Annotated in this window: 10 protein-coding genes; 6 read left to right on the top strand and 4 right to left on the bottom strand. The window is 74.3% G+C overall.

The features are described 5' to 3' along the window. The first annotated feature begins 7 nt into the window (after nucleotides 1-7). Genes BU197_RS07075 through BU197_RS07065 form a run of 3 tightly spaced genes read left to right on the top strand, consistent with a single transcriptional unit; the run spans nucleotide 8 to nucleotide 7,031 of the window. Nucleotides 8-1,039 (top strand): hypothetical protein, encoded by a 1,032-nt coding sequence (locus BU197_RS07075; RefSeq protein ID WP_188267351.1) that lies wholly within the window; start codon nucleotides 8-10, stop codon nucleotides 1,037-1,039. A gap of 39 nt (nucleotides 1,040-1,078) precedes the next feature. Further along, nucleotides 1,079-4,666 (top strand): hypothetical protein, encoded by a 3,588-nt coding sequence (locus BU197_RS07070; RefSeq protein ID WP_188267350.1) that lies wholly within the window; start codon nucleotides 1,079-1,081, stop codon nucleotides 4,664-4,666. 37 nt (nucleotides 4,667-4,703) lie between these two features. Then, nucleotides 4,704-7,031 (top strand): hypothetical protein, encoded by a 2,328-nt coding sequence (locus BU197_RS07065; RefSeq protein WP_188267349.1) that lies wholly within the window; start codon nucleotides 4,704-4,706, stop codon nucleotides 7,029-7,031. 25 nt (nucleotides 7,032-7,056) lie between these two features. Here BU197_RS07065 and BU197_RS07060 read toward each other — a convergent pair whose 3' ends face one another. Then, nucleotides 7,057-8,466 carry an aminopeptidase P family protein gene (locus tag BU197_RS07060; RefSeq protein ID WP_188267348.1) on the bottom strand — a complete coding sequence of 470 codons (1,410 nt, stop codon included), beginning with the start codon at nucleotides 8,464-8,466 and terminating at the stop codon, nucleotides 7,057-7,059. A gap of 221 nt (nucleotides 8,467-8,687) precedes the next feature. Between BU197_RS07060 and BU197_RS07055 the strand changes: the two genes are divergently transcribed. Beyond that, complete coding sequence (locus BU197_RS07055) at nucleotides 8,688-9,671, top strand: helix-turn-helix domain-containing protein (protein WP_188267347.1); 984 nt, start codon at nucleotides 8,688-8,690, stop codon at nucleotides 9,669-9,671. Here BU197_RS07055 and BU197_RS07050 read toward each other — a convergent pair. Together BU197_RS07050 and BU197_RS07045 are read right to left on the bottom strand one after the other, a co-directional pair. Then, a complete protein-coding gene (locus tag BU197_RS07050; RefSeq protein ID WP_188267346.1) occupies nucleotides 9,619-11,691 on the bottom strand; it encodes a prolyl oligopeptidase family serine peptidase in 2,073 nt (690 codons plus the stop codon). The genes BU197_RS07055 and BU197_RS07050 overlap by 53 nt on opposite strands. A gap of 60 nt (nucleotides 11,692-11,751) precedes the next feature. Then, a complete protein-coding gene (locus BU197_RS07045; protein ID WP_188267345.1) occupies nucleotides 11,752-12,300 on the bottom strand; it encodes an FABP family protein in 549 nt (182 codons plus the stop codon). 601 nt (nucleotides 12,301-12,901) lie between these two features. On the opposite strand from BU197_RS07045, the gene BU197_RS07040 reads away from it, so the two are divergent. Continuing rightward, the gene (locus BU197_RS07040) at nucleotides 12,902-14,071 is read left to right on the top strand and encodes an LLM class flavin-dependent oxidoreductase (RefSeq protein ID WP_188267344.1); all 1,170 of its coding nucleotides are present in this window, start codon (nucleotides 12,902-12,904) and stop codon (nucleotides 14,069-14,071) included. A gap of 288 nt (nucleotides 14,072-14,359) precedes the next feature. Then, nucleotides 14,360-15,424 carry an NAD(P)-binding domain-containing protein gene (locus BU197_RS07035; RefSeq protein WP_411158454.1) on the top strand — a complete coding sequence of 355 codons (1,065 nt, stop codon included), beginning with the start codon at nucleotides 14,360-14,362 and terminating at the stop codon, nucleotides 15,422-15,424. Between the two features lie 6 nt (nucleotides 15,425-15,430). Here BU197_RS07035 and mltG read toward each other — a convergent pair whose 3' ends face one another. Then, entirely contained in the window at nucleotides 15,431-16,348 is a 918-nt protein-coding gene (gene mltG / locus BU197_RS07030) for an endolytic transglycosylase MltG (RefSeq protein WP_188267343.1), read from the bottom strand. Nucleotides 16,349-16,563 lie beyond the last annotated feature (215 nt).

Raw genomic sequence — 16,563 nt, 5'->3', positions numbered from 1 at the left:
GCACGGCATGGCAGGCAACCTGTACGTGAGCATCGACTTCGACCGGACCAACGGGAACAGCACGGACAACGGTTCCGAGCGTCCCTGGCTCCGGGACGACAGGCCCTTCTGGGGCAACGGGAGCATCTGGCTGGAGCCCGGCGGCTCCCAGGCCAACACCGGCGAGGTCAGCACCATCAAGGTGCGCGTCTCCAACAACGGCGACGCGACCCGGACCGGAGTCAAGGTCCAGGCGTTCGTCTTCGTCCCGCATGTCGGGGTGACCCCGACACCCGCCAACTCCAAGGTGAACGTGGAGAGTACCCCCGTCCGCATCGCGAAGGGGACCGGCTTGGCCGCCGACGGCGACTCCCATGTCGTCACCGTCGGCACCTGGGTGCCCTCCGTGCCGGATTACGACGAGAGCAACCAGGGGCACATGTGCCTGGCCGTCAACGTCTACCAGTCGCCCTTCGACATGGACGACAACGACACCCTGCCCGCGGAGGGCGCGAAGATCGGCAGCGACGGCCAGTTCCACACCAACGAGGACCAGCGGCAGGGCCAGCTCAACGTCACCGTCGTCAAGGTCTCGCATGCCCAGGCAGGCAACTCCAAGACGGTGGTGTACACGACCATCCCGCCGGATCCGACCGCCCTGCTGCCCCGCAAGTACCTCGTCTCCGTCGACCCGGTGCGCCCGCGCCCGAGGCTGGGACCGCTGGAGCTGCTCGCGCTCGCCCCGCACGCGGAGGTCGAACTGCCGCGCGAGGGCATCAGGGAGGGCCATCCCCGGCTGCGGACGTCGAAGGGCCTGGAGACCATCCGGATGAGCGATGCCCCGATGGAATTCGGCCTCAAGGCGGCGGGCATCCCCGGCATCGGGAAGGTCTTCGAGATGAACGGCGAGGACCAGCGGAGCGGCGTCCCCAGCGAGCTGACCGTCCGGCTCGACCCCGACTCCCCCGTGGGCAGCCTGCACTCCTTCGACATCACCCTGCGCGAGGGGAAGGACGTCATCGGCTCGGGCATGCGCGTGATGTTCCTGGTCACCGAGTAGGACGGGCGGGCGGCGGTGGAGATCCACGTACGGATCCCGGTGAGCGTCCGGCTGACCGGGGACCCGGGTCCCGGGGAACTCGCGGAGCTGACCCGGCGGCTCACGGCCGCAGTCGCCGCCCGGCTCGCCCAGGCGGACCGGACCCTGACGCACCGGCACGGGCTGTCCCCGGCGCACGGCCACGCCCGCACCGGGGAACCGTACGACCCGGGACGCGCGGACGGCGGCGGATACGCCCTGCCGTCGTACGCCGACGCGGGACGGCCGACCCGTGTGCCCGTCCGGGGAGCCGCCCCCCGGCCGTGGACCGTGCGCGGGACGGCCCGCGCCCGGCTGCCCGTCGAAGGGTTCCTCGCCTGGATCGGCGAGGTCCTCGGCCATCCGCTGCCCCAGGCCGTCCTGTACGAGTCGGCGACCGGCACCGAGCGGTGGGCGGACGTCTGGCTGGTCGAGGTCGACGGGCCCTGCGCACCGGAGGAGCTGGGGCGGGAGCTGCTGACCAGGGCGGTCGGGAAGGAGCCCGGCAGGAGACCGGACGGGCGTACGGAACACAAGGAGCGCACGGGGAGCGGGGAGCGCGCGGAGCGGACCGAGCCCGCCTGGGCGCTCACCTCCTCCGCCGGGGCCCTGCGCCGACTGCACGCCCTGGACCCCCGGGGGTCGGTCGCCGCCCGCGTCCCCGGACTGCCGCCGAGGCACGTGCTGTTCGCCTTCATGGCGCTTCCCCGGATCGACATCGCGGACCTGGCGGCGCTCGGGCCGGGCGAGAGCTTCACCCTGCCGGTCGGGGACGCCGGGTTCTGCGTGGACCCGGAGCGGTTCCAGGCGGGGACGGGGGTCCCCTGGGAGCGTTACGTCCAGGAGTTCGGCGAGGAACCGGTGTCGGTCTGGATCCGGCCCGCGACCGTACGCCCCGCGTCCGGACCCGCCCGGGGACCCGAAGGGCCGCGCCGGGACGTGCTGTTCCTGCTGCTCGACCGGCACGCGGGCGGCGGGAGCGCGCCACGGGACCCCACCGCGCGCCTGTTCGTCGCCGAGGGCGACCGGTTTCCCGGCCTTCCCGACGCGGTACGGGCCCGCGCGGAGTGGCCCCCGGAACCCGGGGTACGGGTGCTCTACGCGCGCGCGTACCCGGACCTGGCGCCCGAGCGCCTGGGCGCGGCGGTCTTCCGGCCGGTCGCCCGGCGGCTGGCCGGGCTCCTCCTCGACCGGCTGCGGGCGGGCGAGGACCCGGGCCGGGCCCTGGAGTCCCTGCTCGACCGGGCGGGCCCGCCCCGCTCCCACGGGGGGCTCGGGTCCCTCTTCACGTACGTCCTGGAGGAGTTCGAGCGGGCCGGACGGCTCGGCGAGGTCCTGGACGCGGCCGACGCCACCGGCCGTTTCCCGCTGCGGCTCCGGCTGCTCCAGCAGTGCGAGGCCACCCGCTACCGCACCCACCCCCGTGTCCTGCGGCTGCGCGAGGGCCTCACCCGCGAGCGGGAGGCGACCACCGCGCACGCCTATGTGGCCGGGGGGCCGGGGCAGGGGGAGATCCGGCTCGACCGCGACCCGGGCCGTACCGTCAAGGCGGGTCACGTCCTCGCGGAGGCCGACGACGTGTACGCGCGCCGGGTCGCCGGGCTGCGCCCCAAACCGGGCCGTGTCGAGGCGCTGCGCGTCTGTCTTCTCCAGGAGCGCCACGCGATGGTGCGGGCCCTCATGACCGGCGAGGACTCCCGGGTGTACGAGCCTGCCGAGTTCGCGGCGGAGGCGATGGAGCGGGCCGCGCGGGCGGCCGCCCTGAAGCCGGAGGACTTCGACAAGGTCGAGGTCGAACACACCCTCCGCGTCCTCGACGTGCTGGCGTCGGAGCACGACGGGCTGCCGTCCTTCGCGGTGCGTTTCGAGTTCGTCTCCAGGATCGCGGGCGAGAACGGACGGTGGAACGCCTCGGCGGGGCCGGTCGTCGAACCGCTCGGCGACTTCGAGGCGCGGCTCGTACAGTGGCGCCTCGGCCGGGCGGGCGAGGTCTACCGGACCATCGGGCTGGTGGTCGTCGGCCTCGGCGCGCTGGCCTTCGCCTGGGAGGCGGGCCTCGTCGCCGTCCTGCTCCGACTGGGCGGCGGCGCCAGGTCGGTGGCCTGGGGGGTGGGGCTCTCCTGGCTGTTCTACGGGTACAAGGTCGTCTTCGGCGACGAGAAGTTCACCGTCGAGGGGTTCCTCATGGCGGGCGTGGAGGGCTATCTCGGCTCGGTCGGCTTCCGCGCGGGCGGCGGCCTCGGCTCGGCGTTCGCCGGGCGCGTCGGTACGCAGACGGCACGGGCCCGGCTGGTCGGCTGGGCGACGGAGAAACTGGTGACGGGCGCGGTCGGCGGGGCGACGACCGCCGGGCTCGACCTCTTCGCGCGGGACCTCGTCGACGTCACGCTGCACGGGGGGCCGGGCTCCGACACCCGGGAGTACGTACGGCGGATGGAGATCGGCGCGGTCCTCGGGATCGTCATGGCGTTCACGGTGGAACCGGCCCTGCGCGGTGCCTGGCGGCGGCTGGGCCCCGCCGCCGTGAAACTCGCGCTCATCGCCCGGCTGCTCTCCCGGGAAGGGGTGACGGCCGAACGGTGGGCGACCGCCACGGCGACGGGACGGCAGCGGATGGAACAGGCCCTGGGCCGGACCCTGAACGCGGGCGAGACCCGGGACTGGTCGGAGGCGCTCGGTGAACGGATCGACGAGGTCACCGAGCAGCTCGCCCACGAGCACCCGCACCCCGGGACGACGGAACCGGCTCCCCCTCACGCGGAGGCGGCTCCCCCGCGCCCGGGGTCGGCGGAACCGCACCCCGAGCCCGCGCCCCGGTGGCAGAGCCGCCGTCAGCTGGAGGAGGCGGCGGCGAGCGACCCGGAGGCCGGGCTCGACCGCGCTTGGTACGAGAACGCGAGCGAGGCCCGACTGCGCGCCCGCGAGGCCCGCGACCCGGTGGCCCGGGAGTATCTGAACGAGCGCCAGGGCGGGGCGGCCCGCCGCTTCCGGCCCGACCGGCCCGCCGACCCCGAGACGCAGGCGCGGCTCCGCGACGACCTGCGCGAGGCACGAGCCGCCGTGGAGGCCGAGCGGCGCGGCCTTGAGACGGCCGGTCTCCGGACCCCGGCGGAGCGGGAGCGGGCGGGCTGGGTGTGGCGCGACACCCCGGCCGGACGTCAGCTGGTGCCGCCCACCGCGAAGGGCGCGGCCGGGTACGAGGGGACGGTGGCCGTGGCCCGGTCGGACATTCCCGCGCTCGCCGGGGAACGGTTCTCGGGCGGCTCGCCCCGCGCCCTCGGCTCGTACGATCCGGGCCACGAGATCCGGCCGCCGGAGAACGTGGTCGTCCCACAGGCGCACGGGCACGCCGAGCAGGACCTGGGCCAGCGGCTGGACGCGCGGCTCGCCCGGCTCACGGACGCCGAGCGGGCCGCCGCCCGGGGCCGGACGGTGTCGATCCGGGTCGACCAGGAGGTGTGCTCGATCTGCGCGGCGGGCCTGGGCGGCGGGCCTCGGGCCGGAGTGCTCTCCCGGCTCAGCGCCCGCCACCCCGACCTCGTGTTCGAGATCACGGCCGACGACACCAGCACGGTCTACCGCCTGATCGCGGGACGGCGGGTCCGATGAACACGGGCTGCCGCCCGGTCGCGGAACGGAGGGGCCGATGAGCACGGAGCGGCGCTATCACCCGCCGGAGGTGGGCGCGCGGCCCGAAGGGCTGCCCCCGGAGACGGCCCTGCTCGTCGAGACCGCCGTACGGGAGGCCCTGCGGGCGGCCGTGCGGGGCGCGGAGGCCGCGCACGCCTCGGCGGCCGGTGGACAGGACCGGCCGCGCGAGCCGTACGCGGAGGAGCGGGCGCGGGCGGAGGGGTACCGGGTACGGAGTTACGACGCCGGGGGCCGGCCGGTCACCCTGCCGGTGCGGGGGGCGCGTCCGGTGGCCCCGGTGCGTCCGGTGGGCGGGCTGGGGTTCGGCGGGGGTGCCCGGCGGGTGGGCCGTCGCCCGTACCGCTGGGCCACCCGGCCACCGGCGCCCGCGGCGGCTCCGGTCGTCTGGACGGAGGCGTCGCTCGCCCGGCTGCGGTCCCGGCTCGGCCCGGCGTACCAGGGACTGCCGCTGGGCCGGATCTCCGTCGACGACCTGCTGACGGGCGGGGTGTCGGCGCGGCTCGTCCCGCCCTCGGACGACGAGGACAGGGGGCGCACGATCGCGGCCCGGCTCGGCCCCGGGGCGTTCCATCTCGCCCCGATCGGCCGCGAAGGGTTCGGGCTCGCGGCCGCCGGTGCGCTCGGCGCCGGGTACCGGGTGCGGCGGATCACGGAGAGCGGAGGTTTCCAGGACACCGGGGTGCGGGTCATCACCCGGGAGCCGGTGGAGGCGGAGGGCGGGATCCTCGCGTTCACCAGCGACTTCACGACGCTCCGGGAGGTCCGGATCGTCGGCCGGAAGGCCGGTCTGGCGAAGGCGGCGGCCTCGGCGGTCGCGGCGGAGCTGGCGCACGGTCTGGCCGCCGCGCCTCCCTCGGTGGTCTCGGCCACGCTGAAGGGCCTCCTGAAGGACCTGGACGACGAGGAACTCATGGAGGCCCTGGAGGAGTTGCGGCATCAGCGAAGGCTCGGGGAGCTGATGACGCTGGTCCGGGTGCGCGCGTTCCGGGCCTTCCTCGAACAGCGGGGGGTGCCGTGGCCGTACGTCCTGGCGAACTGGGAGCCGAACGCCTCGGACGCGGCGGCGGTGTTCAGCGGGGTGCTGTGGGGGGCGGGCGAGAACGTCTACCAGGTGGTCGAGCTGATCGGGGTCCTCGCCGGTTCGTTCTTCGTGGAGCGGCTGGCGCGGGAGCGTCACCAGATGCTGTCGGCCGCCGTCCTGTTCGTCGACCACCCCTTGGTCCTGGGCGGGGAGGGGCTGCGGCTGCTGCGCGACACGTTCCTGGAGAAGCTGGAGCGCCTTGAGTTCTTCGACGCGGGCCGGATCGTCGGCCAGATCGCGATGGCGCTGCTCACCCTGCCGAAGGCGGTCGCCTCCCTGCCGAAGGCGGCGGCGAGCGCGGCGCGGCTCGCGGCGACCGCCACCCGGATCGGGGTCGCGGCTCTCGACCGGATCGGGGTCGCCTTCGCGGAGGTCGTGGAGTTCCTGCTCTCCGAACGGCAGGTGTTCGCCGGGGCCGACGGGGTGGTCTTCATGTCCGTGGGCGACGATCTGCTCCTCTCGGGGACCAAGGTCAGGAATCCCGTACGCCTTCCCTACCTGGACATCGTCGACGCCCTCGAAACGGGCAAGGTCCCCCTCACCGAGGCCGAACTGGAGAAGTTCCTGCGTCCGTTGACCGAGGCGGAGAAACAGGCCCCGAAGGCCCTGGCGCGGACGGCCGCCACCGGCGCCGCGGTGACCGTGGAGGCGCTGGAGGAACTGGTCGCCCAGGCCATCGCGGAGCTGGAGGGGCTGCCGGGCACCGGGGAGCTGCGGCCGAGTGTCCGGGGCACCCGGCTGCACACGATCGTGGCCCGTCTGGTGAGCGAGCGCTTCCCGGGCGGCGGGGGCGTCGAAGTCGTCCCCGAGGGGGCGCTGCGCGGCTTCTCGGGGATCCCTCAGGAGATCCTGGACATGCCGATCCGGACCTTCGTCGAACGGTCCCCGGCCGTCGCCGACCTGGCGCCCCGGCTGCGCTCCCTCTTCAAGGGCGGCAGCACCCTGATCGGCGACATGAAACCGGATCTGGTGCTGCGGACCCCGGACGAACTGGTGGTCTGGGACCTGACGAGCATCGACCGGCAGACGCACGAGGCGAAGAACCTGCTGTACCGGGCGGTGCTCGACACGGGTGGCGGGCGCGGCGTCGTCGGCCATGCCTTCTGGCGGCACTTCGGGAAGACCACGGCGGGGATCGAGGAACTCTACCCCCGGGAGGCGGCGCGGGCCGCGGACCTGCGGGCCCGTATCCGCGCCATCCTGGAGCGGCACGGGAGGCTTCCCCCGGGCGGGAAGCCCTGATCCCGGCCGCCCCGGGACGGGCGGGTCAGCCCGCGTGCCGTGCCATCCACGCCTCGACCTCGTCCGAGGAGCGGGGCAGGGCGGCCGACAGGTTCTCGTTGCCGTCCTCGGTGACGAGCAGGTCGTCCTCGATGCGGACGCCCGTGCCCCGCCACTCGCGCGGCACGGTGAGGTCGTCGGGCTGGAAGTAGAGGCCGGGTTCGACGGTGAGGACCATGCCCGGTTCGAGGACGCCGTCGACGTACTCCTCCGCGCGGGCGTGGGCGCAGTCGTGGACGTCGAGGCCGAGCATGTGCCCGGTTCCGGCCATGGTGAAGCGGCGCTGAAGGCCGAGTTCGTACGCGCGGTCGGCGGGGCCCTCGATGAACCCCCACTCGACCAGCCTGGCCGCGAGGTGGCGCTGCGAGGCCTCGTGGAAGTCCCGGTAGGCGGCGCCGGGCTTGACCGCCGCGATGCCCGCCTCCTGGGCCTCGTACACCGCGTCGTACACCTGGCGTTGGACGGGGGTGAAGGTGCCGCCGATGGGGAGGGTGCGGGTGACGTCGGCGGTGTAGAGGGAGTGGGTCTCCACGCCCGCGTCGAGGAGGAGGAGCTCGCCGGGCCGGACGGGGCCGTCGTTGGCGGTCCAGTGCATGATCGTGGCGTGGTCCCCGGCGGCGCAGATGGAGCCGTAGCCGAGGGCGTTGCCCTCAAGGCGGGCGCGGCGGAAGAAGGTGCCCTCGATCCACCGCTCGGAGGTGGCGACGGCCCGGGAGAGTTCGCCGACGCAGTCGGTGAAGCCCCGGACGGTGGAGTCGACGGCCTTGCGCATCTCGCCGATCTCCCAGGCGTCCTTGACGAGCCGCAGGTCGGAGAGGGCTTCCTCCAGGGCGTCGTCGCGGTCCTCGTCGGTGGTGACGGCGGCTTCGAACACCGGGTCGTGGCCGCGCACGATCCGGGTGGGGACGGTGGAGGCGGCGAGGTCCTCGGCGGCGGTGCGGACGTCCCGGCAGGGCAGCCCGAGGACGGTCTCCGCCTCGCGGAGGGTGCGGCGGCGGCCCATCCACAGCTCGGAGGTCGCGCCGGTCCAGAATCCGTCGTCGTCACGGCCGTCGCGGGGCAGCTGGTAGCAGTAGGCGTCGTGGCCGCCGTCGGCGCGGGGTTCGAGGACGAGGGCGCCGTCGCGTGCCTGGTCGCCGGTGAGATGGACGTAGCCGGTGTACGGGCGGAAGGGGTAGGTGTCGTCGTTGGAGCGGGTCTTGAGGTTGCCCGAGGGGATCACGAGGCGCTCGCCGGGGAACCGCGCGGAGAGGGCGGCGCGGCGCGCGGCCGCGTACGGGGCCTGCTCGGCGGGTTCGAGGCCGTGCTGCTCGGTGTCCTCCCATCCGGTCCTCATCAGCGCGGAAAGCTCCGGGGAGAGGTTCCTGTAGAGGCCGTTCTTGCGACCCTTCGCCACGTCCTGCTCCTTCTTTCGGGTGGTTTTCCCAGCCGCCGGGTGACGACGGCATCCCGGAAGGTACTCCGCCCGGGAGCCGCCGGGTGCCCGGGACCGCCAGTGGCACGGATCGGACAGGGCGGCTGCGCCGTCGATCGCGTCGCCGGTCGCACGATCGGCCACCCCGTCGGTCGCGTCGCCCGTCGCGCATGCGGTCACGCCGTCGGTCGCATAATCGGTTCATGGTGAACGAGCGACTGGGCGAGGCCCTCCGGCTCCTCGGGGTCGGGCCCGGGGCGGTGCGGGTCTATCTCGCCCTCCTCGCGGAGGGGCCCGCGCCGCTCGGCGCGGTCGGGGACGTCGCCGGTCTGGCGGGCGCCGAGCTGGCGGAGGCGTACCGCGAGCTGGTCGACTCCGGGCTGGCGAGCGCCGCCGACGGGGAGCGGGAGCCGGCCGCCCCGGTGCCGCCCGGCGCCGGTCTCGAAGTCCTCGGGCGGCGGCGGGCGGCCGAGCTGGACGCCTCGCGCATCACGGTCGGCAGCGCGTTCGACTCGTTCCGGCGGCACCGGCTCGCCGGGTACCACGATCCGCTGGTGGAGGTGGTCACCGGTGAGGCCATCGGGCTGCGGATGCGTCAGGCGTGGGCCGGGGCGCGGGAGCGGATCCGGCAGTTCGACTCGCCGCCGTACTTCCCGCTCGTCGGGGCCACGGAAGACGCGCTCGCCACGCTCGCCCGGGGCGTGACCCAGCAGGTGGTGTACTCCCGGGCCTCCCTCGAACACCCGGGGCACCTTGAGAACGCGATCGAGCCGTGCGTGGAGGCGGGCGAGCAGGCCAGGGTGCTGCCGTCGGTGCCGGTCAAACTGCTGATCATCGACGACGCGTACGCGCTGGTCGCCCTGTCGATCCGGGAGACGGACGTGTACAACACCATGCTGGTGGTGCAGCCGTGCGGGCTGCTGTCGGCGCTCGTGGCGCTGTTCGAACAGTCCTGGCGGAGCGCGCTGCCCCTGCACGGCCGTTCGGCGCGTCCGGTGGGCCTGCTCCCGGCGGACCGGCGGCTGCTGCGGCTCCTCGCTGCGGGCGCGGACGACGAGGTGATCGCCCGCGAGCTGGGAGTCAGCCGCCGCACGCTCTTCCGCCGGGTGCAGGTCCTGATGGCCAGGCTCGGCGCTACGAGCCGGTTCCAGATGGCGTTGCAGGCACAGCGCGCGGGCTGGCTGTGACCGGGGCGCCGGTGGCGAGCCGCTGCCACAGATAGGTGTGGACGAGCGCGCTGTTGTGCGCGGCCTGTTCGTTGTCGCCCGCTCCGGCGTGGCCGCCGCCGGTGTTCTCGTGGAAGAGGACGGGGTGCCCCAGCTCCCGCAGCCGGGCCGCCGTCTTGCGCGCGTGGCCTGGGTGGACGCGGTCGTCGCGGGTCGAGGTCATCAGGAGGACCGGCGGGTAGGGCCGGTCCGCCGCGAGGCGGTGGTAGGGCGAGAGGTCCAGGAGGTGGGGGCGGTCGGCCTCGTCGTCCGGGTCCCCGTACTCGGCGATCCAGGACGCGCCCGCGAGGAGCTTGTGGAAGCGGGTCATGTCGAGGAGCGGGACCTGGGCGACGATCGCGCCGAACAGCTCGGGGTGCCGGGTGAGCATGGCGCCCATGAGGAGGCCGCCGTTGCTGCCGCCCTGGGCGCCCAGCGTCGCCGGGGTGGTGACGCCGCGTGCGACCAGGTCCTCGGCGACGGCCGCGAAGTCCTCGAAGGCCCTGGGCCGGTCGGCGCGCAGGGCCGCCTGATGCCAGTCGGGGCCGTACTCGCCGCCGCCCCGGATGTTGGCGATGACGTAGGTGCCGCCGCGCTCCAGCCAGGCGCGGCCGGTCACCGCCCCGTAGAAGGGGGTGAGGGAGACCTCGAAGCCGCCGTAGCCGTAGAGCAGGGCGGGGCCGGGGCCGGTGACGGCGTGGTCGGGGCCGATGACGAAGTACGGGACGCGGGTGCCGTCCCGGGAGGTCGCGAAGTGCTGTGCGACGGCGAGCCCGGAGGCGTCGAAGCGTTCCGGGGCCCGCTTGAGGACCTCGGTGCCGCCGCCGATCCGCCCGAGGTGCAGGGTGGACGGCTGGAGGAATCCGGACACGTCGAGGAAGTAGTCGTCGGAGGCGTCCGGGTCGGTGCCGAAGACGCTGACGGCGGACAGTTCGGGGACCCCCGCGAGCGGTTCGCGCTCCCACCGCCCGTCGGGGGCGGGGGTGAGCACCTCGACACGGGTGCTGACGTCCCGCAGGGTCTCCAGGACGAGGTGGCCCCGGGTCCAGGTGTGCCCGGCGAGGGCCGTGCGCCGGTCGGGGACGAACAGGGCCTCGTGGGTGCGGTCCCCCGCGAGGAAGCCGTCGAAGTCGAAGGCGAGCAGGGAGCCGGTGGGCCGGTCGAGCCAGGGGGACCTGAGCGTGACGATCAGATACTGGCGGTGGGCGTAGGCGTCGGCGTCCTCGGGGACGTCGATCAGGACGCGGGTGCCGTCGGGGCGCAGCAGACGGGTCTCGCTGCGGAAGAAGTCCAGGGACCGGCCGACGAACTCGCGCTCGTAGCCGGGGGTGGTGTCGCGGTAGCCCCAGGCCGACACGTCGCCCGGTTCGGCCTCGAAGACGGTCTCCGCCTCGGTCAGGGCGGTGCCGCGCCGCCAGCGCCGTACGGTGCGCGGGTAGCCGGCGTCGGTGAGGGAGCCGGGGCCGTGATCGGTGCCGACGAGGACGGCGTCGGGTCCGGCCCAGCCGATCCGGGTCTTCGCCTCGGGCAGCCGGAACCCGTCGTCGACGAAGCGGCGCGTTTCGAGGTCGAACTCCCGGACCACGACGGCGTCCCCACCGTCCCGGGAGAGGCACACGAGGGCCCGTCCGCAGTCGGGCCGCCGGACCCGCGCCCCGGCCCACACCCACTTCTCGTCCTCTGCCCCGGCGAGCGCGTCGACGTCGAGGAGGACCTCCCACGCGGGCTCGTCCTCGCGGTACCGCTCCAGGGTGGTGCGCCGCCACACCCCTCGTACGTGCTCGGCGTCCCGCCAGAAGTTGTAGAGGTGCTCGCCCCTGCGTACGGGGTACGGGATCCGGTCCGAGGCGTCGAGGACTTCACGCAGGCGGGTCTTCAGGGCCTCGAAGCCGGTGTCCCCGGCGACGGCGTCGGCCGTCTCGGCGTTCCGCTCGGCCACCCACGCGAGTGCGGCGTCTCCCGAGATGTCTTCGAGCCAGAGGTACGGGTCGTCGTCGGTCATCCCCGTATTGTGCGGGTCGGGCGGGGCCGGGTGGAACGGGTGGGGCTCGGGCAGGGGTGCTCAGGCGGTGTCCACGCGCCGCAGCCGGGCGGTGAGGTGGTGGCCGAGGGGTTCGCCGACCGCCGCGAGGTCGTGGGTGAAGTCGAGGGTGCCGTCGTCCGCGAGGAGGTAGCGGCGGCGGGTGGCGTCGACCCGCTTGGCGGTGGGGGCGAGGGCGACGCTGTCGGTGCCCAGGTCGACGTTCCCGTTGCGCACCGTGCCGGTCATGATCTCCACGATGCCGGTGGGCTGGCTGATCAGCGCCTCGACGACACCGCCGGGCTTCAGTCGCCACCAGCCGGTCTCCCGGGCGGCGGGGCGCAGCGGGGTGCCTTCGGCGTCGATCAGCCAGGCGCGGGCCTCGTAGTGGAGGAAGGGCCGTCCGTCGTGGCTGAAGGCGACTTCCTGGGCGTACGCGAAGTCGGCGTCGAGCGTGGGGTAGCCGCCGTGGCCCCGGCCGGTCCAGGTGCCGAGGAGCCCGGTCACGGGGGCGAGCAGTTCGTGCGGCGCGGGTTCCCGGTCGGGCCGGAAGGCGTCGGGGTAGGGGAACTGCCGGTCGCGGTCGGACATGGGGTGCGCTCCTGGGTCAGGGGGGTCCGGTTGCCGCTGGGCAGCTTAGGGGGCGGCCGGGGGTTCTCGTGGGAGCGGTCTTGTCGGATTGTTCCTGTCGGATCGATGCCGCCCCCCGCCCCGCTTCGTCGGATGATCGTACGAGTCCGGGCGCGGGAGCCGTCCCGACGGCCGCACGGCCACCGGACTCGGGAGCGGCCGGGCTCACACCGCCGTACGGTTCCCGCCCGGGAACAGGCGCTTCACACCGCCGTACGGTTCCCGACACAGACCCTTACGGTTCCCGCAACACCGCCGCACACCCGGGCGGGCCCGAGAGCGCGCGGGGGCCGGGAGGGGCTGTTGACCGGGGCCCCGCCCGGCGCTTACCTTCGCGCCATGCCGCGAACCGCCCTGCTCACCACGCGTGGTCACATCGACCTGCTGCGGGTGGCCTCCGCCGCGTGTCGCCACGGTCGCTGACGCCTCTTCACGCTCCCTCGCTCCCCCGCCGCACGTGTCCGCGCCGTGCGCCGGACCCTCGCGCGGGCCCCTCTCGCGTTCCCCCCAGGACCCCGCCGCCCGTCGGCCACCCCGGCGCGCGGCCATGGAAAGGCTCCCGATGAGCGTTCATCTGCACTGGTTCCTGCCCACCGGCGGCGACGGCCGGACCCTGGTCGACCGGCACGCCTACGCGGACGGCGGGATCACCCGCGACCATGCCGTCCCCGGGGTGCGGGCGCCGGACGTCGACTATCTGGTCCAGATCGCCAAAGCCGCCGAACAGCTCGGCTTCGAGGCCGTGCTCACCCCGACCGGCACCTTCTGCGAGGACGCCTGGCTGACGACGGTCGCGCTCGCCCAGCACACCGAACGGCTCAAGTTCCTGGTGGCCTTCCGGCCCGGGGTGCTCTCCCCGGTACTCGCGGCCCAGATGGCGGCCACGTACCAGCGGATCACCCGGGGCCGGCTCCTGCTCAACGTGGTGACCGGCGGCGACGCGGCCGAGCAACGCCGGTTCGGCGATCATCTGGACCACGACCGGCGGTACGCGCGCACCGCCGAGTTCCTCTCCGTGGTGCGGGGAGTCTGGGGCGGGCGCCCGTTCGACTTCGCGGGTGAGCACTACCGGATCGAGGGCGGCCTGACCGCGCTGCCGCCGGACCCGCTGCCCGAGGTCTTCTTCGGTGGTTCCTCTGCGGCGGCGGGACCGGTGGCGGCGGAGCACGCGGACGTCTATCTGACCTGGGGCGAACCGCCGTGGCAGGTCAAGGAGAAGATCGACTGGATCAGGGGGCTCGCGGAGGCGCGCGGACGGGAGGTCCGCTTCGGCATCCGGCTGCACACGCTCTCGCGCGACTCCGCGCGCGAGGCGTGGGCGACGGCAGGACGGCTCCTCGACGGGCTCGACGAGGAGACCGTCGCCGACGCGCAGCGCGTCCTCGGCCGCAGCGAGTCCGTGGGACAGCAGCGGATGCTGGCACTGCACCGGGGCGGGGCGCTCTCCCGCGACCGCCTGGAGATCGCCCCGAACCTGTGGGCGGGGGTGGGCCTGGTCAGGGGCGGGGCGGGCACCGCGCTCGTCGGCAGTCACGCCGAGGTCGCCGACCGGATCGAGGAGTACCACGACCTGGGCGTGGAGCACTTCGTCCTCTCCGGCTACCCGCATCTGGAGGAGGCGTACTGGTTCGGCGAGGGCGTCCGGCCGGAACTGGCGGCCCGGGGACTGCTCCCCCCGCTCCTCCCACTCCCCACGACGGCACCGGCGCGGGTCCCTTCGCCGGGTCGGTGAGCCCTGGCGGACCGGGCGGGGGGCCGGGGCCGGGGCCGGGGCCGGGGCCGGGAGGAGCATGCGGCGGGACCTGCGGGGACGTACGGGAAGATCCGCACCCCCGCCCCGGTTGGTAGAACCGTGAACGTTTTCGGGGCAGAAGAGGTCGGGACCGTCGGGCCGGGCGCGGCGCTGCCGGAAAGCGGACGGACGGAAAACGGACGGACGGACATCGGGCGGACGCTCGGCGGGCGTACCCATCGCGGGCGCGCGGACAGTGGGCAGCCGGGCACGCTGGTGGACGTGGACGTGGACGTGGTCGTCGTGGGCGCGGGTCAGGCGGGGCTCTCCGCCGCCTTCCACCTCTCCCGGAGCGGTCTGGAACCGGACCGGGACTTCGTCGTCCTCGACCACTCCCCCCGGCCGGGCGGCGCCTGGCAGTTCCGCTGGCCCTCGCTCACCTACGGCAAAGTCCACGGGATGCACGCGCTGCCCGGGATGGAGCTGACCGGCGCCGACCCGGACCGCCCGTCGTCGGAGGTGATCGGGGGGTACTTCGACGGCTACGAGCGGACCTTCGGTCTCCGGGTCCACCGCCCCGTGGACGTCACCGCCGTCCGGGAGGGCGAGGGCGGGCGGCTGCGGGTCGAGACCTCCGAGGGTACGTACGCCACCCGGGCCCTGATCAACGCCACCGGCACCTGGGACCGCCCGTTCTGGCCCCGCTACCCAGGTCAGGAGTCCTTCCGGGGGCGTCAGCTGCACACGGCCGGGTATCCGGGCCCGGCGGCGTTCGCCGGGCAGCGGGTGCTCGTCGTGGGCGGCGGGGCCTCGGGCACCCAGCATCTGATGGAGATCGCGGACGTCGCCGCCGAGACCTTCTGGTCGACCCGGCGCGAACCCGTCTTCCGCGAGGGCCTCTTCGGCGAGGTCGAGGGCCGTGCGGCGGTCGCCCTGGTGGAGGAGCGGGTACGGCGGGGGCTGCCGCCGCAGAGCGTCGTCTCGGTCACCGGGCTCCCGCTCAACGACGCGATCCGCGCGGCCCGCGCCCGGGGTGTCCTGGACCGGCTGCCGATGTTCGACCGGATCACCCCGACCGGGGTGGCCTGGGACGACGGGCGGACGCTCGACGTGGACGTGATCCTCTGGGCCACCGGCTTCCGGGCCGCGATCGACCATCTGACACCGCTGCGGCTGCGCGAACCGGGCGGCGGCATCCGGGTCGAGGGGACCCGTGCGGTCACCGACGAGCGCGTCCATCTCGTCGGTTACGGGCCTTCGGCCTCGACGATCGGCGCCAACCGGGCCGGGCGCGCGGCGGTCTCCGACATTCGCCGCCTCCTCGCCCGGGAGGACGTGGCCCCCGCGATGTGAGCCGGTTCAGCCTTTCTCCGCGCCCCGGTTGGCGTTGAACTCGGCCACATTGGCCTGGTGGCGGGCGTAGTCGGCGGTGAAGCGGGTGTCCCCGGGGGCCACCGTGACGAAGTAGAGCCAGTCGCCGTCCGCCGGACGGATCACCGCGTCGAGCGCCTGATCGCCCGGGTTGCCGATGGGCGTCGGCGGCAGGCCCTTGTGCGCGTAGGTGTTGTACGGGCTGGGGGTCCTGGTGTCCTGGTGGGTGGTGTCGATGGTGCTGCGGCCGAGCGCGTAGTTGAGCGTCGAGTCCATCTGGAGGGGCATGCCTCGGTCGAGCCGGTTGTGGACGACCCGGGCGACCTTCGCCATGTCCTCGGGGTTGTCGGCCTCGGCCTGCACGATGCTGGCGACGATCACGGCCTGGTAGACGCTCAGACCGTGGGCCTTCGCGCCCTCCACGATCCGCTCGGCGCCGAAGCGCTTGGCCGCCGTGTCCACCATGAACCGCAGCAGCCCCTGCGGAGTGGTGGCGTCGACCACCGGATAGGTGGCGGGGAAGAGATAGCCCTCGGGGTTGCCTCCGGCGGCCGGGGGCAACGCGAGGCCGGTTTCGGGGGCGGTCGCGGTCTTCCGGGTGGTCCCCTCCGGTACCCCGAGGGCCCGGTCGACGGCCTGATAGACCTGCCCGGCCCGTCGGCCCTCGGCGACGAGCAGCGTCCGGGGCTCTTCGACGGCCGGTTCGTCCCGGGCCAGCAGCATCGGCACGGCGAGGCCGACGATCACGGTGAGGACGGCCCCGACGAGGAGCACCAGCCTGCCGCGCCGGGTGAGCCGGGGCCGGTGGGGCGGCCGGGGCGACAGGGGCGATTCCTGTGCCCGGGGCAGCGGGGGGCGGCGGGGACGGATGGAGGGTGCATACGGTGACGGCGGCCGGTACGTCATGGCCGCACGTTAACCCGGACGGAAGCGGAATCCCGGGAACCGCGCACGCGGCGGCGCCGCCGGTCCCCGGGGACGGGGGGCCGACGGCGCCGGGCACTGCGATCGTCAGACGAGCCATCCCAGGAAGTGGAGGACGCCGGCGAGCAGGTTGGTGATGACGTTCATGGTCGTACTTCTCCTCGTACAGGTACATCAGTGGGACTGCGCGGTAACGG

Source organism: Streptomyces sp. CBMA291 (assembly GCF_014596525.1).
Lineage (GTDB): Bacteria > Actinomycetota > Actinomycetes > Streptomycetales > Streptomycetaceae > Streptomyces.
The sequence above is the reverse complement of the archived record's forward strand: the minus strand, read 5'-3'. Positions and strand labels throughout refer to the sequence as shown.

Coding starts and splice junctions, on each gene's coding strand:
- BU197_RS07075 (WP_188267351.1), top strand. CDS start 8: ATGGCAGGCAACCTGTACGTGAGCATCGACTTCGACCGGACCAACGGG.
- BU197_RS07065 (WP_188267349.1), top strand. CDS start 4,704: ATGAGCACGGAGCGGCGCTATCACCCGCCGGAGGTGGGCGCGCGGCCC.
- BU197_RS07055 (WP_188267347.1), top strand. CDS start 8,688: ATGGTGAACGAGCGACTGGGCGAGGCCCTCCGGCTCCTCGGGGTCGGG.
- BU197_RS07050 (WP_188267346.1), bottom strand. CDS start 11,691: ATGACCGACGACGACCCGTACCTCTGGCTCGAAGACATCTCGGGAGAC.
- BU197_RS07045 (WP_188267345.1), bottom strand. CDS start 12,300: ATGTCCGACCGCGACCGGCAGTTCCCCTACCCCGACGCCTTCCGGCCC.
- BU197_RS07040 (WP_188267344.1), top strand. CDS start 12,902: ATGAGCGTTCATCTGCACTGGTTCCTGCCCACCGGCGGCGACGGCCGG.
- mltG (WP_188267343.1), bottom strand. CDS start 16,348: ATGACGTACCGGCCGCCGTCACCGTATGCACCCTCCATCCGTCCCCGC.